This window comes from Candidatus Pelagibacter sp. HIMB1587 (assembly GCF_052047775.1).
GTDB lineage: Bacteria > Pseudomonadota > Alphaproteobacteria > Pelagibacterales > Pelagibacteraceae > Pelagibacter.
The window spans coordinates 36871-57138 of sequence record NZ_JBNAJJ010000002.1 but is presented as its reverse complement, the minus strand read 5'-3'; the positions used below and the strand labels follow the sequence as shown (position 1 = coordinate 57138).

Genomic DNA, 20268 nt, shown 5'->3' with positions numbered 1-20268 from the left:
ATATTTGTGCCTTTAAAAAAAAAGAAAAAATTTATACAAAGACTTCAACATTCTGTCTGTTTTGATATTGGATTCGATGTTAGGAATGAGAACAGGGATGCATCAAAACCTCTAATAAATTTTGTTCAAGCGGGCAGTGTTTCAGATAAAAAATTTATAATTGGAGATTTAATAATATCCATCAATAAAATAAAGATAAAAACTGTTGGAGATTTAGATTTTGAAGTAAATAAAATAGATTGGGGAGACGAAGTTCTATTCGAAGTAAAAAGATTAAATAAAATTGAACAAGTAAAAATTAAAACAATTTCTATTGAAAACTATCAGAAGAACCATGTGACATGGCCTTGCCATATAAAAGTAAAAAATAATTTGGCGTTAATAGAAAAAAGTGCTTTTGAGTATCCTGAGTTTGATCGACTAGTGGAGGATGATGATATTTTACTATCAATTGACTCAAAAAAAATTTCATCTTTATTTGATTTTGAAAAAATAACTTCAAAATATAAACCAGGAAAGAACGTAGAATTTAAGATAAAAAAAAAAGATAAGTCAAAAGAAATTACAATAAAAATAAAACTAATTAATGGCATTAAAGCTATAGAGATAAGTAAAAAATCATGTGAAAACCATTATTTAAAAAAAGCTGGTTCATTATTATTTAAAGAATGGGTTTTATCAGATTACGGTGCTAATCATTTAGATTGGAATGAGAGGAGAAAAGAAATAATGCAATTAGAGACAATTGCAGAAAGATTTTCCAACTCAAGAATTTCTTCTAATTCTGATTACTTAAAAGATTGGAAAAACAAAGATGTCAAACTTCTTACTAGCTTGTTAAAACCTGAATACAAAGATTTAAATTTTAAGCTAAATTTCTTTAGTTTGATTTTTAACTCAAAAATAATTTCAAAACTACAGAGTTTAAATTTAAAAAAAGATTGTTGCTATTCATTTATTTTAACCGGAAAAGTTATTAATGGTAATTGGGATAAAGATGTACCTGCAAATATAAAAAATTTCGAAAAATTAATTTCTGTCAAAGATAAAAAAAGAGAATTATTCATCGATGAAATTTCAAAAAATACTCTAAACTTTTTTTTTAATACAATGATTGAAAAAAAAAAAAATATTTTAATCAAATATAAAGCTAATGAGAAGTTTTGGAAATTTTCTAATATAAAAGATGCAGAACTATCTACTGCATTAGCTTCAGGATTTGAAAGCATTGCAACAAATTTAGGATATTGGTTTGAATCAAGATATAAGTTTAATAAAGCAAAAATAAAATTAGCAGTTGATGATTTTTGTAAAAGTTTTTTTTTAGAATATCCTGATTTTAACCTTGAAAGAATTAAAGAAATTGAAAAAATGGATCTCCAAGATATACCAGATTATGATGAGGGTTTTGACTCTGATTATAAAGATAAAACTACTATTTCATCTTACGTAAAAAAAGAGAAGGTATCTGGTAAAGATTGTTTTGTAGTTTATTATGATAGTTTTCCAAATACTTATGAATTTGAGGAAAATTCAGTATTTTTAAAAGTATATGCTTTTGATGTCACAGATTTAGATCAAAAGGAATATGAGGATATTTATTATGAAACTGATGATTATGAAGATAATCCAAAATTAGATAATTATCTTAGAGACAACTGTAACGTTATTAAAACTAATAACTTTGATTGGAGTGAAGGATCATCAATTTTAGTTCAAAAAAAATTATTAAATCCCAATGAAGATCCACCAGAAAAAATAGCTTTCCCTTTCTCAGTGATGAACTTTCCAAAAGCAGGTAAGAGAAAGATAGCTTTTAGATCTTTTATTTGCAAAAAAGAGCTGAAATTTCATGAAAACGAGGGAAGACCATTAGATTATCAAATTGTCAATTATCGACCTGAACATTTTAAATTAAACGAATACCAAGATCACTTTGATGAATATGACAGTTATCCAGATATTTTAGCATATGATGCTTCAGAGATTGATGCTGAATATAAACAAGCTGGATACTTGGGAGTGAATAGACAAAAATTAGACTCATTAATAATCCCATTAGGTTTTTCAATTGCTAGCATCAATAATGACCCTCAAAAATCAATACAATTAGTAAAGGATAATATTGCTTTTAGAGGAGATCAAAGTTTAGAAGGTGGTATTAACCAAACTTTAAATTTGAGAATGATTTATGAAAAATCAAAGTATACGGCTATTGATCCACAATTATTTCTTAAAGAAATAAAAAATTTTTCAAAAATTGATGAGCGATATGAAATTATTAATTTATTATTAAATATAGCTACAGATGACAAAACACTAACCGCTGCAGAAAATAAGTTTTTAGATGATGTAGCTGAAAAATTAGAATTAAATCAATCAAAGTATTTGGAATTAAAAAAAATAGAAACGGCATCATTAAAATTTGTGGATTTTGGGGATAAAGCTGATGAAAGTATATTTGGGCTATCAAAAGATATGGACAACAAAACAAAGTGTAAGATTTTAAGACAAGAGTATTCAAGATGGAATTCACAAACAAACAACAGCAATAAAGACAAAAGAGTTAGAGCTAAAGAGATGGTTAATTTAATTGCTAATTTGAGAAAGCAGTATAGTTGTTAATGAATTTTTTAGATAGATTTAGATATAGATATGATAATTTAAGAGAGTTAGATACTAAGATTTCCTTGGATAAGAAAAGTTTAAATTATAATAATCCAATATTAAAATCATTGTTATCAACTTCTGTTAAAGTTACACCAGAAATTTTTCCAAAAATTGATAATTGTATCCAGTCTGTTTTTAAAAATTTGGAATTAAAAAATAATTTTAACTTTTTTGTTACAGCGAACCATAATCAAACACAAGCATCATGTGCGATGATGCCAGAAAGTGATTCAGCAGAAATAATTATTACTTCTAGAATGATTGAGTTATTGAATATTAATGAATTAAGCTATGTCTTAGGTCACGAAATTTCACATCATTACTATCAGCACAATATTTATCCATCTCCAAATCAAGCAAAAAGCAAAATGGAATTATTAAAATTATTACACTTATCAAGAGCATCAGAGATTTCAGCAGACCGAGCTGGATTTTTAGGTTCGGGTGATATTGAAAATTCATTGAAAGCAATGCTTAAAATTGCTAGTGGACTTGGTGATAAGCATTTAACATTTAATTTTTCATCTTATTTAGATCAATTAAGAGAATTAAAACAAATAAAAGGTGATCAAAATCAAATGTATAGCACTCATCCTTCTTTTTTAAATAGAATGCAAGCTCTGGTGTGGTTTTCGATGAGTCATGAGTATCATGAATATTTTGAGACAAATAAAAAAGGTGTTTACGATTTAAAAACAGTAGACCAAAAAATTAATGAAAGCATTAAGAAAGTAATTGGAAACGAATTAGATATTTCTACCAAAGAAATTTTTAGCAATGCATTAATGTGGCGTAGTTTAAAAATTTTTATAGCAGACAATAAATTTACTAAAAAAGAGCAAAAAATTTTTGAAAAAAACTTTGGTGAAAAAAATACAGCAAGTATTTTATCTCTTCTTAAAATTTCAAAACCTAAATCAATAGAGGGTAAAATAAATAATGCATTAAGTGAAGCAGCAAATTTGTTAATGGCAGATCGAGAAAAATTATTCAACGAGTTGCAAAAATTAAAATTTGTAGCGGAAAGTGATAAAAAATTAGTTCAAAGTGAATTGAGTATGTTAAAGAAAAAACTCAAAATTTAACTATATGGGCGAATTTTTAAGCATATCTGGATCATTAAATCAAAACACTTTCTCAAAATTAAAAAAAAATAAAAAAATAAAAAATCTTGAGATTATTTATGGGAATATTGATGACGAATGGAGTTTAATTTCTAAACTTGAAAATTTAAGATCAATATCAATAAAAGATAGTTTTATTGATTTTCAAAGATTTTACAAAGCTTTATCACACTTAAAGAAATTAGAAAAAATTACTTATAATTATTATTGTTACTTTAATAAAAAACCTAACGAGGAATTAAAAAGCATAGAAATTACTAATAAAATTTTTCAAATAAACTTTCCAAAAAAAAATGAGATAAATTTTGATTATAACAATTATATAAAAGAGACTTATAAAAATAAGTTTCATTCTATATTTGAAATAAAAAATTCAGAAAAAATTTTTAAAAACTTAGAAGAAATTATTTTTTCAAATTTTGAAACATTTCAAATATTTTCAGAGAGTTTTGATTTTACAGATAAAAAATTATTTAAGAAAAATATTTATTGGGGAATGGATAATTTCAAACTTAAAAAGTTTAAATCTTTAAAAAATATTCAATTTAATAATGGTTTGTACTTTGACTTATTAGAATTAAATCTAGAAAAGTTTTTATTTGATATTGTTAAAAAAAAATTATTAGTATCTTTAAATGGATATCTAAAGCCTTTAGCTGGATATCCTGATGAGATTAAAGTATTGAATATTATATACGAGGATAATGCCTTAAATACAGCTCTTTCTAAAATCAACCCTCAATTAGAAAGCATAATGAAAACCATGGATGTTGGCACTTTATCATTAACATTGAATGAGAAGGATTTGTTTAAAGATGTTAACTATTCAAAACCATTTAAGCTACTAAATAATAAAAATAATTCTAAAAAACTAAATCATAAATTTGAGACTTTGATATTTTCAAATTGCTATGGTTTTTTAGACAAATTAACAGATGGTAGAGATGGGATCAAAAAAATTGAAATATATATTAATTTATTAAGTAAACAAAAAAATGTAAAAAATATATTTTTTGATATTTCAAAATCTAAAAATTATATCGACGAAAATTGGAAAGCTTCTCACTTTTCTTTTTTAGTTAAGTTAATTTATGAGATAAGTATAAATTTTCCTGATATTAAATTTTTCATTCACCATAGTGAAATTGATAAATTACTAGACAATATTGAAAGTACAGATAATTTTGAAAAACATTTGGCATACTTAATTAATTCATTAGAAGTTAACCATTTAACAAATAGAGTGGAGATAACAACTGCAAGCAAAGACAAAAAAGAAAAATTTATTAAAAGATATATTGAAAAAGGAATAGATCAATTAGTTGTAGTTGATGATATGTTCTATGAAGCTGCAAAAACCTTACCTGATTTGGCATTAATTTATGGTGAAGAAATTGATGAAATTTCATCTAAATTTTCAAAGTATAACGAAAATAGATATTATGGAAAAAGATGGGATAAATTACAATTACCCTTAAAAGAAACATTTTATGAAATTTTAAGAATTGCTAGCTTTTCTAAAGAAAATTTTAGATCCAATAACTCAAAGCTAACAATGTTAGTTAAAAAAAATTTTTTAAATCAAATTGATAAATTAAAATTTAAAAAATTATATTTTTATTTGGGATCTCCTTTGCATTTAATTACTCACAACATGAGTGCTAATGAAAAAAATTGGAAACTCGAAAAGAAATTAGTATTAAAAAACTCAGATAAAATTGAGGAAATAGAAAAGATTAAGAATACAAATTTATTATATGCAAAACAAAGTTTAGATCAAATTTCAAACTCAAGTGATATTGATGAAAATAAATTGAATATTAAAGATACTATCCTTAATCCTGATCAATTTGAACTGATAAACGATTTAGGAATAGAACAAACTCATATTCAGGAAATGACTCATTGTTGGTTCGAAGGAGTGGTTACTTGGCAACAAAGATATATTAAGCTCAGTGAGCTCAATAAAATTATCCCAATCAATAATCTTGAAAATCTTAGATTAAGTGATTGCATTTATTTTGATAACCTTGAACTTCCAATGATGCCAAAACTAAAGGTTTTAGAATTACATCCCCATCAAAACCATCATCAAACAAAAAAATTTAGAGAGATAAGTAAGTTTGAGAATTGTCCTAACTTAGAACAGTTAAATATTGAAAACTTAAACAATTTTTATAATAAAAATAATTATAAAATTACTCTAGGTTCACCAAATATTGACCGGTCATTATATAAAGATGATACATTCTCCATTATTAATCTAGACTTATCTAAATTGCATGAACTAAAGAAATTAGAAAAACTCAGCATTGAAGAAATACAGGCTTCTGATCTAAGAAAAATAAAATATTTATCAAATCTTAAAAAATTAAAATTAAAAGTTTATCATAATACTACCGATGATTATTTGAGTGATTACGAACCACAACAAGAAGTAACTGATAAAGATTTTTTATTTTTAAAAGAAAGTAAAAAAATTGAAGAGATTAATTTAAGAATCGGAGATTATATATGGTCAGACGAGCCAAGTCATGGAGGGCAGTGCTATTCCAGTTATAATGGAAATGGAGAATTTATTGATTTTATAAATTATAAAATAGAAAAATTAGATTTATTAATTAATTTTGATATTAAAAATCAAATAAAGATACAAGATATTATAACCAAAATTACAAACCGTTTTTTAAATTTAAAAGAACTTAAATTAACCTTTGGGTTTGCGGTCACAAATAAAAATCATGATGAAGTAAATAACAGGTTTTATAAAAAAATAGATACTCAAAAAATCGATTTTTCAAAAATTGCTAAATTAAAAAATTTAACTAAACTAGACTTTCAAAGTATAGATAAAAGTGGTTTTGCAAAATTTAAAACAACAAATTTTGAATCAATTATCAAACTGAAGAAATTAAAAGATATATATTATTGCTGGAGTTCAGTCAGTTTATATGAATTTAGAAAAGCAAGAATTGCTTTTAAGAATGAAAACTATGATAATCCTAAATATTATGATGTTGATTATGATTATTATAATGATGAAGAGAAGAAAAATTGGAACCGTATGAAAGAAATCTACAGCGATGACTGGGATTGGATTTCATTAGAACAACGATTTTTAGATTTAGAAAAAGAAGAAAATAAAAAAAAATTTAATGAAGAAACAATTGTAAAAAAGAAAAAAAATTAAAATGTAATGAATTACAAAAAAATAAATTGGTCAGAACTTAAGACATTTAAAGAAACACCCAAAAATTATTTAAATACAGATAAATTCAGTGAATTTTTAACAAGAAAAAAAATATCAGTAAGGAAAGATAATCTCCCTAGATTTGCTTTTAATCACAATATTAAAATAGCCAAAACAAAAAGAGAGGGACCTGCTGGCTCAGTCCCAACCATATATAAAGTACCAACCAAATCCAAATTAGAAGAGATAAAAAAAACTATGTCATTGAACAATAATAATGTACTTGGAAAAGAAAACGTCGAAAAGAAAGAAAGAAAAATTTTAGAAATATTTGACAAAGCTGAAAATAAAAAAGAATCAAAATCTTCCATTGCTGACAAAGTTGCAGAAGTTTTGGGTATTCCTTGTAATAGAAAACTCGTCAGAAGAGTATTAAGTGAAAAAAGGTCTTCAAGACTTAGTAAATTATTATAAATTAAACATAAAAAGATAAAGTTAATAGTTGAAAAACAAAGCTTCAATAAATAAATATTAAATCAATATAACTCCAATAATTATAAATAAGGAAAGAAAAATGTTAATAGAATTTAAAGATGAGGATTTTGAAAATAAAATTAAACAAGAGGATGCCTCTATAATACAATTTTCTGCGGCGTGGTGCGGGCCATGTAAGGCTTTAAAGCCAGTGATGGATAAATTGTCCGAAGAATATAAAGAAAAAGTCACAATGTATTATGGTGACATAGAGCAAGATGCCATCAATACAGGTTCTGCAGCTGGAATTCGTGGGGTGCCAACTGTAATTCTTTATAAAAAAGGTGTAGAAATTTCAAGGAAGGTTGGGGGCGTTCCCGAGAGTCACATGCGAGAATGGATAGAGGAAAATCTCTAATTTAAATTAAGTACTTCACCTGCAAGATATAAAGAACCAGTTATTAATAAAATATCATTTTCTTTTAATGGTATCGATTTAATAGCTTGTTCTATGCTTTCTTGGTATTGAACATTGGGATGGTTTTTAAATTTATTTTTTAATTCTTTTCCACTGATTGAATTTTGATTTGGAATATCAATTGTTGTAATTGAAGATATATTTTTAAAATAACTGATGTATTTATCATGTTCTTTATTTGCCATCATTCCAAGGATGATATGTTTGTTACAGTTTAAAGTTTGAAGATATTCATTAAGTACTTGTGCACCATGTTGATTATGTGAACCATCTACAATCAGCTTATTATTTTTAACTAAATCTTTTAATTTTCCAGATTTGATTTCTTGAAGTCTTGCAATACTTTCTATTTTTGTAATACCCTCTTTAATATGATCATCTTTTATTCCAATATCTAATATTCTTAGTGTAGCAATTGCTGTAGAAATATTTTCCAATTGAAACTGACCTAAAATGTTGGGTATTGGTAGTTTCAATCCACCAAATTTATCTTCGTAATACCAATTATCATTTTCTTCATTTGTGAAGCTAAAATCTTCATTAAAGAAATACTTATTAGATTTATTTTTAGAGATAGTTTTTTTTATACATTCCATAGTTTTCGTATCTCTTTGCTTGGCAACAATAATGTTTGAATTTAAAAGAGATGAGGTTTTTTCAAATATAATTCTCTCTATTGTACGATCATTTTCTGGGAGCCAGTCCGTGTGGTCAAGTGATAGTGAGCAAAGTACACTTGCAAGATTGTTTTTAAATACATTACAAGCATCGTATCTGTGGAAAAGTCCACTTTCTACTAGGCAAATATTATCTGGATTTTGTGCGGCTTTATAAAGGAAACAAGCTGTTAGTACTTCGAAAATTGTAGCTGTTTGGTTCTGGTTGATTTTTTCAACTTCCTCAAACAGGTCTGCTAGTTCGTCGTCATTAAGCTCTTCATTATTAAATATAAAACGTTCATTTATTTTTAAAATATGAGGACTTGTATATACGTTACATTTAATATTTGCCTCTTTAAGAATTGAAAACATCGAAGCTATTGAACTAAATTTGCCATTAGTACCAATGACAGAAATCACTTTCATTTTGTCTTGAGGATTACCTAATTTATTACAAAGATTTTTAATTCGATCGAGTGATAAATCGATTTCTTTAGGATGCAACTTTTGAAAATTGCTGAGTATTTTCTGAAGTCTCATTTTGTTCAGCACTTATATCAGAATTTTTCTTTAACAATATTGATAATAATGTTTCTAATGTTTTTGGAATATCTTTTCGCTCTACCACTAAGTCTACTTGACCTTTTTCTCTCAAATATTCTGAGGTTTGAAAATTCTCAGGTAGAGATTCTTTCACAGTTCCTTGAATAACTCGTTTTCCAGCGAATGCAACGGTAGCACCTGGTTCTGCTAAGTGAAGATCTCCAAGCATTGCATAACTAGCTGTTATACCTCCTGCTGTGGGGTCAGTAAGAACAACAATATATGGTATTTTATTTTTCTTAAGTTCATTTATTGCTAAAACAGTTCTAGGCATTTGATGCAATGATATCATTCCTTCTTGCATTCTCATTCCACCTCCTGATGTAAATATTATCAAAGGGTTACTATTTTCTATAGCATGCTGCGCAGCCGCTAAAAAACTTTCACCTTCCGCACTGGCAATCGATGCTCCAAGAAAAGAAAAGTCTGATGCAATTGCTGTAATATTAATATTGTTTAGTGCACCAGTAGCCACAACCATACTGGATTCTAGGCCAGTTTTTTTTCGTGCACTTTTAAGTCTGTCTTTGTAAGGTTTAGTATCTGTGAAACCTAATACGTCATCTTTTGGAATTGGCGTTTTTATTATTTCATAATTATTATTTTGGAAAAGTAATTTAAAACGATTTTTAGGAGAAATTCGATGATGTCTTTTACATGAAGGACAAACAAATAAGTTTGCTTCTAAGTCTTTTTTCAATATTGGTCCAGATGCACAGCTACAACTAGTCCAAGCACTTGCCTCTTGGTCAGCCTTTGAAGCTCTTTCTTTTATAGCAGTTTTAATCTTTTCACCTGCTTTGATAATTTTGGTTAACCAATTCATTCTTTATTTTAATACCTCTGAAAAACTTTGGACTTGTTTCCCAAAACTTTGTGTTAAATCTGGGGCATTCATATTATCTTGAATATATTTTACAAATGTTGAACCAACAATAACTCCATTACAACCACTATTAGCCACTTTTTTAGCATCTTCAGGACTTTTAATGCCAAACCCAGAGCAAACAGGAATTTTTGTTAAGCTTTTGATTCTTTTAACAAAGTTTGCAACATCGGTTTCATTCGCAGATTTTACTCCTGTAACACCACTCACATTTACTTGGTAAATAAAACCAGATGCGATTTTAACTATATCCTCAAGTCTTTTTTGATCTGTTGTGGGTGCCGCTAATTTTATTAATGATAATCCATTATCATTTAGAGCGTCTCTCAATTCATTTTCCTCTTTTAATTCATGTGGTGCATCAACAACTAGTACAGCATCTGCACCAGCTTTTTTTATATCCTCTACAAATTTATTGATTGGGTATTTATATAGATTAGCTATGTAACCCATCAAAAGGATCCCAACTTCTTTATTATAATCTCTAATTTTTTTAACCAATTTAATAGTGTCATTTAAAGTGTACCCACTTTTTAAAACATGGTCATGTGCAGCTTTAATAACTGGTCCTTCAGCAGAAGCTTCAGAGGTACAATAGCCAATTTCTAATATAGAAACACCATTATCTATAGCTTGTTTTATTAGTTCAAAACTTTGATCGGGAGTTGGGTAGCATCCAACAAAATAAGAAACTAGTTTTGTTTTTGGGTTATTATTCTCAAATATTTTTTTAAACCGTTCACTCAAAATCTTTACCAATATGTTCTTGGATAGTATCCAAGTCTTTTTCTCCCCGGCCGCATAGTGACAAGCAAATTGTATAATCTTTAGGTTTATCTTTTGCTTGTCTAAAGATTACTTCTGCTGCAGCTGCCATAGGTTCTAATGCAGAACAAATTCCTTCAGTTCTTGCAATAATTTTATATGCTTCAAGCATTTCTTGATCGGTAGCTGATGAATAGGTAACTGCTTTTTGATCTTTTAAATAAGAGTGCAGTGGACCAACTGAAAAATAAGTTATACCCGCTCCAAGGCTCATGCCACCTAGTGATTTTGCACCATCATCTGTTTGTAACATATATGTTTTCATTCCCTGCATAATTCCAGGTGTTCCATTTGAGAGTGCAGCAGTTTCACTTGCTTCAACGCCAACCTTGGAAATGCTGGGTTCATCTAAAAAATCATAAATTGCACCCGCAAAGTTGCTTCCACCGCCAACACATCCAACAATCATGTCTGGTAATTTTCCCTCTTGTTCAAGCGATTGTTCTCTTATTTCTCTTCCAATAATACTTTGAGCAAACGCAACAATTTTTGGGAATGGATGTGCAGAAACTACAGAACCACAAATATACGCAAAGTCAGGATTGGTAGTCCAAGTTTTAATTGCATCTGTAATAGCCTCTTTTAAAGTTCCAGGTACTGCTTTTAATTTTGCACCATAGTGTTTTGCTTTTATTATGTTTTGATTTACCCTTGCTATATCTACTTCTCCCATTACTCCAATTAAAGGCATGCCAAACTTAGCAGCCACTGCGGCGGTTGCACTATAGTGCTGTCCAGCACCACTCTCACAAATTAAACTTTTTTTACCCATTCTTTTTGCAAGTAATACCTGAAACAAACTGTTCGTGATCTTGTGACTTCCTGTATGATTTAAGTGCTCTTGTTTAAATAATATACGAGCACCACCTAATTCTTTTGTAAGATTTTCTGCAAAATATAAAGGAGATGGTCTTCCTATGTAGTGTTTACAGTAATATGCAAATTCGTCTAAAAATTCTTTATCTTTAATTGCTTCTTCAAATCCTTGATTTAGTTCATGTAAAGCAGGCATCAAAGTTTCTCCAACTGCCATACCCCCCATAGCAGAAGTACCTTCACCATAATATCCTAGTTCATCTGGTCCTGTTTTTAATGAATTTTTTGTCATATCTCTTTTAAGAATTAATATTATGGACTGTATTTAGAAACTTATCAATTTTATTTATGTCTTTTACTCCTTTTGAGCTTTCTAAACTGCCTGACACGTCCAATATGTAGTGTTTATTTTTAAAGTTGGTAACATCTTCTATTTTTATATTTCCTGCAATCATTTTTTTTATGCTGTCATCTACTTCATTGAGCAAATCATGATCAAAACTCATTGATTTTTCATATCCTTTGCTATCAAACAAAATCATCTCAGATATAGTTTCGTAAACTTTATATTTTTTTACATCTTCTTTGTTTTCAATAGTAAGAGCAGTAATTATTTTTATGTTATACTTTTCTTTTATTTGTTTGATTTCATTGAAACTACAATCATAAATTTGATAATAATCGAATGGTAAATCTTTGATTTTTTCTAAAATAACTCCATCAGGTTTTACAAGAACAGCTACATACTTACTTTGTTTTTTGTTTATATTTAATAATTCCTTTAACTGATTAAATTCTACATAACGTGAACTTGCTTTCCAATTAACTATAAATCCTATGAATTGTGGTGGGTAGGAGTGGTTAACGATGTAAGTTAATGTTTTAGTATCTGAGATCCCACAGATTTTACATCCCTTAACCATTAATTTAAATGATCAATTAATTTTTTAATATTTTTTTTAATATTTCCTTTTGTAATAGGTCTTCCAATTACTAACCAATCACTTCCATTTATAAATGCTTCTTTAGGTGTTAGAACTCTTTTTTGATCTCCTTTTTCAGAATTAAATCTAATTCCTGGAGTGATAATTTCTTTTTTAAAAACTTTTCTTACAATTTTTACTTCTTGCGCGCTACAAACAATAGCATCTAATTTTGCTTTTTGAGCAAGTTTTGCTTGATGAAGAACTAGTTTTTTTACATCTTTATTATAACCTATTTCTTTTAAAGCTTTGTTATCAAGGGAAGTTAAAATTGAAACACCAATTATTTTAGTTTTTCCTGAAACTTTCTTAACTGCTTTTAATGCTTCCAATCCAGAACTGATATGGATGGTATAATAATTTAGTTGAAGATCTTTAATTGCTTTCACTGCTGAGGAACAAGTATTTGGTATATCTGCAAATTTAAAATCTCCAAATGTAATTTGATTTTTTAATTGTGATACAAATTTTCTTCCATTCTTTGAGTTTAAAAACTCTAATCCAAACTTATAACCAATTTTTAATTTAGGTGTTTGGGTATCTTTTATTATTTTTTTTACTTTAGAGACAGAGGTTGAGTCGCAAGCTATGAATATTTTACTCTTCATTGTTTATCTTTTTAAACATATCTTTACTCATTTTCCATGATATTACTTTTTTTTCAGGCACTGCAACTTTCTCACCAGATTTTGGATTCCTTCTAATAGAGGGTTTCTGAGTTTTAACTCTAAATGTACCAAAATTTCTTAATTCAACGCCGTCTCCTCTTCGAAGGGCTCTTTTTATTTCTGTTAAAATAATATTTGTGAAAATCTTCAGGTCCTTATGCAGAAAATTCGGATAGTTTTTTTTGAGTTGTTTTAAAAGCTTTGATTTTACAATAGCCAATTTATAACTTCTTCAATTATTCTTTCTCTTCTTCTTTTTTCTTTAAATCTTCAGAAAGAGAGCTAAATGGCAAATTCTTACCACTTGCTTCACTTCCATAAGTCTTAAGAGCCAAATCTCTTGCTTGTTCTTCTAGATATTTAATGCTTAGAACAACTTTTCTTTTATCTAATTGAATTTCTCTAACACCAACGTCAACCTTTTCACCACCTGTCCATCTTGATGGTCTTGCGTCAGCAGCATTAAGTGCAATCTCCGATTTTTTAATTTGGAAGTCCATTTCACAACCCTCTGGCCTTACAGTCAATCCTTTATTATCAGTTTTAACTACTTTAACTGTAATTGTACTTCCTTTTTCTTTATCTTTAAAGAAATCAAATGGATCTGCTTGTGTTTGTCTTAAACCAACTCTAATCTTTTGTTCTGAAGATTTTATTTCCAATACTTTAACTTTAAGCTTATCACCCTTTTTATACTTAGAAAGTTCTTCTTCACCATTATTTAAGTATGTTAAATCATTACAATGTAAAAAAGCATCAACATCTAAATCTTCAATTTTAACAAACAAAGAATATTCATTTTTGTTTACAACTTCTCCCTCAACAATTGTATCAACAGGATATTTCTTCTCAAATGTTTCAAAAGGATTATCTTGAGTTAATCTATGTGATATTGCAACACGTCTTTTGTCTTTGTCAATTTCAGTAATTACACAATCTATTTCATCTCCAACTTTAAACATTTTTTTTGCAGATATATTTTTCTTGGTCCAACTTAGTTCACTAGAATGAAGCAATGTTGTTAATCCTGGTTCAAGTTCACAAAAAGCACCAAAGTCCATCAGTTTGACAACTTTAACTTTATAAATTTTATTTAATTCATAATTTTCAATATGTTCAAAAGGATCTGGAGATAATTGTTTAACAGAACATCCAACTTGCAATTTTTCTTTGTCGACACTTATAACTTTTAGGTCGTGTTTCTCACCTATATTGAATACTTCATCAGGATGATTAACTCTTGAATAAGAAATTTCCTGCAAGTGAACTAACACATCTAATTCACCTTTTACATTAAAGAAGCATCCAAAAGAACTGTATCCTTTTACCTCAGCACCTTTTATAATGTCACCAACTTTATATTTCTCAACTATTTTTGCTTTATCCTCTTTTTTGAAAGATGAAATTATTTCTCTTCTTGATACGCAAGCGTTCCCTCTTAATTTGTCTAATTTTATGAGAGCAAACTTTTGTGGTTCATTCATTAAATGACTTATATCTTTTAAAGGTTTATCACTAATTTGTGAACCAGGTAAAAACATTAGTGAGCCTGTATCTATATGTTCGACTATGCATCCGCCCTTACACTTAGATGTAATTTTTCCCATAATGGGTTCATTTTTTTCATATGCTTCGACTAATTTATCCCAACCTTTAATTTTTTGAGCTTTACTCGCAGAAACTAAAACCTCACCATGTTTGTCTTCAATTTTTTCAAGTAAAACTGGAATTATTTCTCCAACTTTGATTTTTTCTGAAAGTCCCATGCTTTTTAATTCATTAATATCTAGAACTGGCTCAGATTTTAGACCTTCAACATATAGAAATACAAATTTATCTGTAATTTTATTAATTTTACCTTCAATGATTTTTCCCTCTTCGATCTGAGATTTTGAGAGTTGGCTACTTAGTAATTTTTCAAATTCTTGTGATATTGGACTTGTTAAATCTTTATATATTTCCATTAAATATTAATTTTCCTGTCTATAATTTTTTTAATTTTTAAAAAACACGCTCTTTTAGATAAATTTGTCGTGTTAATCAACAAAGAATCTTTTGTTTTCTTTAATGGGGCAATTTTACGATTATAGTCACTTTTATCCCTATTTTTAATACTTTTTAACACTTCTTTGTAAGATATGTTTTTTTTTAATGATTTTAACTCTTTATATCTCCTTAATGCTCTAGTTTTAACATTTGCCGTTATGTAAAATTTGAAGTCAGCATCAGGGATAATGTTGTAAGTAATATCTCTACCATCTAAACAGGAACCATTATATTTTTTGGGAGGATTATAAGCAAAATTAATTTGAAAATTATGTACTATTTTTCTTAAAGTTTTAATTTTTGATATTATAGAAGCTTCAGTTCCAATTTTATCAGATAATAAGTCATTGTTTATAAGATCTTTTATTTTTAAAGTTTTAATTTTTGATTTAACAAATTTATTGTTGAATTTTTTTGGAAATTTAATTTTTAAATAAGCAATAAATCTATAAATTTTTCCCGTATCAAGATAAAATAGATTATAATGCTCCGAGATAGCTTTTGCCAAAGTTCCAGCACCTGCAGCAGCTGGAGAATCAATTGCAATTTTTAAAATTTTTTTTTTTTTATTCATTTTTTTATTTCATCAATAATTTTTAAAAAATTTGGAAATGAAGTATTTATTGAATCTTTATCGTGAATAACCCACTGCCCTCCAAAACTTAGGGCTGCAATTAAACTTGTCATAAAAACTCTATGATCCTTTAAATAGTTTTTAATTATAATTTTTTTATCAAAGTTTATGTTTAAATTTGGATTACCATAAATTTTAATAGAATCTTTTGTTGTGATCGTTTTTATACCTAAATTAGTTAAAATTTTTTCAGCCCACTGTAGTCTAGGGCTTTCTTTTTGATTTAGTTCACCAATATTTCTAAAATAAGATACACCTTTAGCTTTGGCTGCAACTAAAAATATTACCAAAAATTCATCAATTGCTCCACTATTTAGTTTGGGTGGACAATTAATAGCCTTTATATTTTTTGCGCCAATCACTTTTATGTCAGCTTTTTTCTCTCCTTTATAAGTTTTTTGATTTTTAAAAAATATCTTAACTCCCATTTTTTTTAGAATAGTTATAATTCCAATTCTTGATGGATTTATATTTACGTTTTTAATTACCAATTCTGATTGTTCAGAAAGAGCTGTTAAAACAATAAAGAAAGCACTAGAGCTAATATCTGAAGGAATATCATAATTTATAGTGCCAATTTTTTTTACTTTTTTTATTTTAATTTCATCATAATTATTATTTTTTTTTATACTGACTGGTAATTTTAAATGTTTACACAATAACTCAGTATGATTCCTTGATTTTTTAGCTTTGATGATTGTATCTCCATCAGTTCTCATAGCTGCAAAAATAATTGAGCTTTTGCATTGAGCAGAACCTTTATTTTCATGATACTTGATTGGTTTTAAATTAGATGACCCGTAAATTTTTAAAGGTAAAAAATTATTTTTTTTTAATTTAAATTTGGCACCAAATCTACTTAGAGGTTTCGATACTCTACTAAAATCCCTTTTAGATAAACTTTTGTCACCTATTAAATTGATTGGTTTTGAGGAATTTACTAACAGTCCCAGTATGAGCCTTCCCAATGTACCTGAATTTTGTGCATTAATCGTTAGGTTTTTTTTATAATTATAACCTTCAATTCCTTTGCCAAAAATTATGCATTCTTTTTTTTTTATAATTACTTTAATGCCAAGTTTTTTTACTGCTTTAATTGCAGCAATAACATCTTCTGACATCAAAAGATTTTTTGCTTTTGACCTTCCTTCTGCTAGTGAGGCAAAAAGCACCCATCTTATACTTAGGCTTTTATCACCTGGGACTTTTATAATTTTTTTAAATATTCCAATTTTTTTTATTATTTTGATACTGTTTGACATTAAATATTAATTAAATTTGAAGTTATCACCAAAATATGCATTTTTTGCATTAATATTATTGACTAGATTTCCTGGGGAGTCTTGAGCAATAATTTTTCCATTGCTCAAGATCATTGCCACATCTACACATGCCAAAAGATCTCTTGCTTGATGATCACAAATACAAATAGTAATTTTATTTTCACTTTGTAAATTAACAATAATTTCTTGTAACATTTTAATAGTCAAAACGTCTAGTGCTGCAAAACATTCATCTAAAAGTAAAACTTTAGGGTCACTTAATAAAGATAGAGCAATAACTAATTTTTTTTTTTGACCACCAGATAAAAATTTTGCTTTAATTTCCTTCAAATTGTCTAATTCAAATTTAGAAATTAAATAATTTATTCTTTCTGATCTATAGTTTTTATTTTCTATAACTATTTCACTAATAGCTTTTAAATTTTCATGAAGTGTAAGTTCATTAAAAAATCCACCATATTGAGGAACATAACCAATTTTGAATTTTTTAGTTCTTAAATAAACCGGATAATTTGTTACATCTTTTCCTGTAATTTTTATTTTACCATTATTGGGCTGTATGAGACCTGTGATTAGATTAAATATTGTTGACTTACCCACACCATTTGGACCAAGCATTCCAAATATTTGTCCTTCATTAATTTTAAAATCTAAATTATCTAAAATTAGTCTATTGCCATAGGAAAGTGAAATATTATTAAATTCAATAATAGTGTTTAAACTTTTAAAAGATTTTATTCTAAATTTTTTAATTATTGCCATTTAATTTTTACTATTTATTTTTATTTTCTTTGATTGTTCATACATAAAAATTTTAGTATCTTTGGTTTTAATATCCATTTCTATTACATCAGCATTTAAAATATTTTTAGAGTTATTGTAAATTACATTTTTTGAAATGATCATTAAATTTCTTTCTAATGAAAAATCAAGATAGTTACTATTAATTTTATTATCTAAATAATCAATTATTACATTTTTTGAAAAAATGGTATTGAAATTTTCTGAGTTATATTTTCCATAATCTGAGATAATTTTAACAGTTTCTGAATTTTCAAGTTTAATTAAAGCTTTTACATTTTTTAAATAAATTATGTTTGGGTTTGCAAAATCTATTTCACCTTCTTCTGCCTTAATTAAATATTCATTACCATCCCTATCTTTAGTTGAATATTCAACGTTTTCTATAATATTTGAATTGTAAACTGGTTCTTCTACAGAATTTTCAATTAATATTTTTTGATCGTGTTTATTTAGTTTTTTTATAATTAAAAAAATTATTAAAAAACAAATAAATAAAATAAAAAAAATTTTTACAATTTTTTTTTTCTTCATCTATAAAATATTTGTTTGCAATATTGTATGAATATGAATAACTCCTATTGCCTTCTTGGGGAATTTTTTATTTACGACTATTAGGGATGTAATCTTCTTACTATTCATTATCTCAAGAGCTCGTGCAGCTAATTCATTTTTATCAATTAATATTGGTTTTTTTGTCATGATATTTTTTACGAGTAGTAAATCAAATTTTATTTGTTTTTCATTGTATCTTCTTATTTGACCATCTGTAACAATTCCGTTTATTTTCTTTTTGTTATTTAATACAAGTAGAAAACCCAATTTTTTTTCACTTAATATTTTCAATGCTTTATTCATTTTTAAATTTTCATTTACATAAGGTATTTTTTTTCCTGTAATCATAATATCCTCAACGGTTTTAAGTTGAGCACCCAGACTTCCTGCAGGATGTAGTTTTTTAAAATCCATTTTTCCAAATTTTTTATATTTCATCGATGCTATTGCAAGAGAGTCCCCTAAAGCTAATTGAGAAGTTGTGCTAGCAGTTGGAACTATTCCTTCAGCTTCATTTACCTTAGGTATGAGTAATTTTATATCAGCAGATCTATGTAGAATAGAATCCTTCTTGGCCACTATTCCTATCAGTAAAATTTTATTTCTTTTCGCATATTTTATAATATTTTTTAATTCGTTAGTTTCACCAGAGTTACTAATTAATATTAAAATATCTTTTTTTGATATCATTCCAAGATCACCATGTGATGCTTCGCTAGCCAAAATACTAAATGAAGGTGTTCCAACTGAAGCTAATGTAGCAGCAATCTTTGAAGCAATTAATCCACTTTTTCCAACACCACATAGTATCACTTTAGATTGACAGTTAGCTATTTGAAAAACTGCATCAGCAAAGGATTTATTTATATTTTTTTTTAAATTTTGAAGCGCTTTAATTTCAAGATTAATTACATCTTTTGCTGTTGAGATAAATTTTTTTTTACTCATTAATGTGACCAGATATCATCTTTAAATAGTGCAAGATCAAGTTCTACTCTTGTTTTAAGAAACTTTAAACAATCCTTGTAAAGATATATTCTATTTTCTCTTTCTAATATTTTTTGTAGTTCTCTATGTATTTGATGTAGATAGATCACATCGTTTGCACAGTATTTAAGTTGTGCTGGTGTTAATTCACCCCCAAAGTCTGAACTCTGAAATTGTTTACTGATATCTACATTAATAAATTCTTTTATTAGAGTTTTTAAAGAATGATTATCAGAGTAAGATCTCGCAAGTTTTGATGCAATTTTTGTGTCTAAAATATTGTTAGTTTCTGTTCTTAAATAATATTTGATATGGGCTATATCTGCACGTCCATAATGAAAAATTTTTGTGATATTATCATCATACAATATTTTTACTAAATTAGGTGCTTTATAATTTTCTCTGTCAAATTGAACTATATGGGCATCAGAGTTTCCTGAGGATATCTGAATTAAGCACAACGGGTCGCGTCTGACATTTAGACCCATAAATTCACCATCTACGGCAATTATATTGCCTAAATTTAAATCATCTGGTAGATCGTTTTTGTGAAGTTGAATATTATTACTCATTTTTAAACATATAT

19 protein-coding genes are annotated in these 20268 nt (G+C 27.3%); 5 read left to right on the top strand and 14 right to left on the bottom strand.

Translation table 11 applies throughout. From position 1 onward, the window contains the following. The first annotated feature begins 6 nt into the window (after positions 1-6). The 5 genes from ACTTBE_RS04745 (at position 7) to ACTTBE_RS04725 (ending at position 7876) form a co-directional block, all read left to right on the top strand. Positions 7-2625 (top strand): PDZ domain-containing protein, encoded by a 2619-nt coding sequence (locus tag ACTTBE_RS04745; RefSeq protein ID WP_440677394.1) that lies wholly within the window; start codon positions 7-9, stop codon positions 2623-2625. Then, the gene (locus tag ACTTBE_RS04740; RefSeq protein WP_440677393.1) at positions 2625-3755 is read left to right on the top strand and encodes a M48 family metallopeptidase; all 1131 of its coding nucleotides are present in this window, start codon (positions 2625-2627) and stop codon (positions 3753-3755) included. Before ACTTBE_RS04745 ends, ACTTBE_RS04740 begins: the two co-directional genes overlap by 1 nt. Positions 3756-3759: 4 nt before the next feature. Continuing rightward, entirely contained in the window at positions 3760-6984 is a 3225-nt protein-coding gene (locus ACTTBE_RS04735; protein WP_440677392.1) for a hypothetical protein, read from the top strand. Positions 6985-6990: 6 nt separating this feature from the next. After that, a complete protein-coding gene (locus ACTTBE_RS04730; RefSeq protein ID WP_440677391.1) occupies positions 6991-7458 on the top strand; it encodes a hypothetical protein in 468 nt (155 codons plus the stop codon). A gap of 100 nt (positions 7459-7558) precedes the next feature. Further along, positions 7559-7876 (top strand): thioredoxin family protein, encoded by a 318-nt coding sequence (locus tag ACTTBE_RS04725; protein ID WP_440677390.1) that lies wholly within the window; start codon positions 7559-7561, stop codon positions 7874-7876. On the opposite strand, the gene ACTTBE_RS04720 is transcribed toward ACTTBE_RS04725, so the two are convergent. From ACTTBE_RS04720 to ACTTBE_RS04655, 14 genes are read right to left on the bottom strand one after another with little or no spacing between them, the layout of a single operon-like run. After that, positions 7873-9135, bottom strand: coding sequence for a bifunctional folylpolyglutamate synthase/dihydrofolate synthase (locus tag ACTTBE_RS04720; RefSeq protein ID WP_440677389.1), 1263 nt, complete (start codon positions 9133-9135; stop codon positions 7873-7875). The genes ACTTBE_RS04725 and ACTTBE_RS04720 overlap by 4 nt on opposite strands. Then, a complete protein-coding gene (locus ACTTBE_RS04715) occupies positions 9089-10024 on the bottom strand; it encodes an acetyl-CoA carboxylase carboxyltransferase subunit beta (protein WP_440677388.1) in 936 nt (311 codons plus the stop codon). The genes ACTTBE_RS04720 and ACTTBE_RS04715 overlap by 47 nt, the downstream gene beginning before the upstream one ends. Positions 10025-10027: 3 nt before the next feature. Next, positions 10028-10831, bottom strand: a complete 804-nt coding sequence (gene trpA, locus ACTTBE_RS04710) for a tryptophan synthase subunit alpha (RefSeq protein WP_440677387.1) — start codon at positions 10829-10831, stop codon at positions 10028-10030. Next, the gene (trpB, locus tag ACTTBE_RS04705; RefSeq protein ID WP_440677386.1) at positions 10824-12017 is read right to left on the bottom strand and encodes a tryptophan synthase subunit beta; all 1194 of its coding nucleotides are present in this window, start codon (positions 12015-12017) and stop codon (positions 10824-10826) included. The genes trpA and trpB overlap by 8 nt, the downstream gene beginning before the upstream one ends. A gap of 7 nt (positions 12018-12024) precedes the next feature. Continuing rightward, entirely contained in the window at positions 12025-12648 is a 624-nt protein-coding gene (locus tag ACTTBE_RS04700; RefSeq protein WP_440677385.1) for a phosphoribosylanthranilate isomerase, read from the bottom strand. Continuing rightward, positions 12648-13316, bottom strand: a complete 669-nt coding sequence (gene pyrF, locus ACTTBE_RS04695) for an orotidine-5'-phosphate decarboxylase (RefSeq protein ID WP_440677384.1) — start codon at positions 13314-13316, stop codon at positions 12648-12650. The genes ACTTBE_RS04700 and pyrF overlap by 1 nt, the downstream gene beginning before the upstream one ends. Beyond that, positions 13306-13596, bottom strand: coding sequence for an HU family DNA-binding protein (locus tag ACTTBE_RS04690; protein WP_440677383.1), 291 nt, complete (start codon positions 13594-13596; stop codon positions 13306-13308). The genes pyrF and ACTTBE_RS04690 overlap by 11 nt, the downstream gene beginning before the upstream one ends. Positions 13597-13612: 16 nt before the next feature. Further along, a complete protein-coding gene (locus ACTTBE_RS04685) occupies positions 13613-15340 on the bottom strand; it encodes a S1 RNA-binding domain-containing protein (RefSeq protein WP_440677382.1) in 1728 nt (575 codons plus the stop codon). After that, positions 15340-15996, bottom strand: coding sequence for a (d)CMP kinase (gene cmk / locus ACTTBE_RS04680; RefSeq protein ID WP_440677381.1), 657 nt, complete (start codon positions 15994-15996; stop codon positions 15340-15342). The genes ACTTBE_RS04685 and cmk overlap by 1 nt, the downstream gene beginning before the upstream one ends. Continuing rightward, positions 15993-17318 (bottom strand): 3-phosphoshikimate 1-carboxyvinyltransferase, encoded by a 1326-nt coding sequence (aroA, locus tag ACTTBE_RS04675; RefSeq protein WP_440677380.1) that lies wholly within the window; start codon positions 17316-17318, stop codon positions 15993-15995. The genes cmk and aroA overlap by 4 nt, the downstream gene beginning before the upstream one ends. 6 nt (positions 17319-17324) lie before the next feature. Then, a complete protein-coding gene (locus ACTTBE_RS04670) occupies positions 17325-18101 on the bottom strand; it encodes an ATP-binding cassette domain-containing protein (RefSeq protein WP_440677379.1) in 777 nt (258 codons plus the stop codon). Beyond that, positions 18102-18674 (bottom strand): LPS export ABC transporter periplasmic protein LptC, encoded by a 573-nt coding sequence (gene lptC, locus ACTTBE_RS04665; protein WP_440677378.1) that lies wholly within the window; start codon positions 18672-18674, stop codon positions 18102-18104. Beyond that, positions 18675-19643 (bottom strand): KpsF/GutQ family sugar-phosphate isomerase, encoded by a 969-nt coding sequence (locus tag ACTTBE_RS04660; RefSeq protein WP_440677377.1) that lies wholly within the window; start codon positions 19641-19643, stop codon positions 18675-18677. Then, on the bottom strand, positions 19643-20254 hold the full coding sequence (locus tag ACTTBE_RS04655; protein ID WP_440677376.1) for a ribonuclease D: 612 nt from the start codon (positions 20252-20254) through the stop codon (positions 19643-19645). Before ACTTBE_RS04655 ends, ACTTBE_RS04660 begins: the two co-directional genes overlap by 1 nt. Positions 20255-20268: the final 14 nt, after the last annotated feature.

Excerpts from the sequence above, each read along its gene's own strand:
- ACTTBE_RS04670 (WP_440677379.1), bottom strand. The coding sequence starts at position 18,101 with ATGGCAATAATTAAAAAATTTAGAATAAAATCTTTTAAAAGTTTAAAC.
- ACTTBE_RS04740 (WP_440677393.1), top strand. The coding sequence starts at position 2,625 with ATGAATTTTTTAGATAGATTTAGATATAGATATGATAATTTAAGAGAG.
- aroA (WP_440677380.1), bottom strand. The coding sequence starts at position 17,318 with ATGTCAAACAGTATCAAAATAATAAAAAAAATTGGAATATTTAAAAAA.
- ACTTBE_RS04735 (WP_440677392.1), top strand. The coding sequence starts at position 3,760 with ATGGGCGAATTTTTAAGCATATCTGGATCATTAAATCAAAACACTTTC.
- ACTTBE_RS04725 (WP_440677390.1), top strand. The coding sequence starts at position 7,559 with ATGTTAATAGAATTTAAAGATGAGGATTTTGAAAATAAAATTAAACAA.
- lptC (WP_440677378.1), bottom strand. The coding sequence starts at position 18,674 with ATGAAGAAAAAAAAAATTGTAAAAATTTTTTTTATTTTATTTATTTGT.
- ACTTBE_RS04655 (WP_440677376.1), bottom strand. The coding sequence starts at position 20,254 with ATGAGTAATAATATTCAACTTCACAAAAACGATCTACCAGATGATTTA.
- ACTTBE_RS04700 (WP_440677385.1), bottom strand. The coding sequence starts at position 12,648 with ATGGTTAAGGGATGTAAAATCTGTGGGATCTCAGATACTAAAACATTA.
- ACTTBE_RS04715 (WP_440677388.1), bottom strand. The coding sequence starts at position 10,024 with ATGAATTGGTTAACCAAAATTATCAAAGCAGGTGAAAAGATTAAAACT.
- trpB (WP_440677386.1), bottom strand. The coding sequence starts at position 12,017 with ATGACAAAAAATTCATTAAAAACAGGACCAGATGAACTAGGATATTAT.
- ACTTBE_RS04685 (WP_440677382.1), bottom strand. The coding sequence starts at position 15,340 with ATGGAAATATATAAAGATTTAACAAGTCCAATATCACAAGAATTTGAA.
- ACTTBE_RS04730 (WP_440677391.1), top strand. The coding sequence starts at position 6,991 with ATGAATTACAAAAAAATAAATTGGTCAGAACTTAAGACATTTAAAGAA.
- ACTTBE_RS04720 (WP_440677389.1), bottom strand. The coding sequence starts at position 9,135 with ATGAGACTTCAGAAAATACTCAGCAATTTTCAAAAGTTGCATCCTAAA.
- cmk (WP_440677381.1), bottom strand. The coding sequence starts at position 15,996 with ATGAATAAAAAAAAAAAAATTTTAAAAATTGCAATTGATTCTCCAGCT.
- pyrF (WP_440677384.1), bottom strand. The coding sequence starts at position 13,316 with ATGAAGAGTAAAATATTCATAGCTTGCGACTCAACCTCTGTCTCTAAA.
- ACTTBE_RS04660 (WP_440677377.1), bottom strand. The coding sequence starts at position 19,643 with ATGAGTAAAAAAAAATTTATCTCAACAGCAAAAGATGTAATTAATCTT.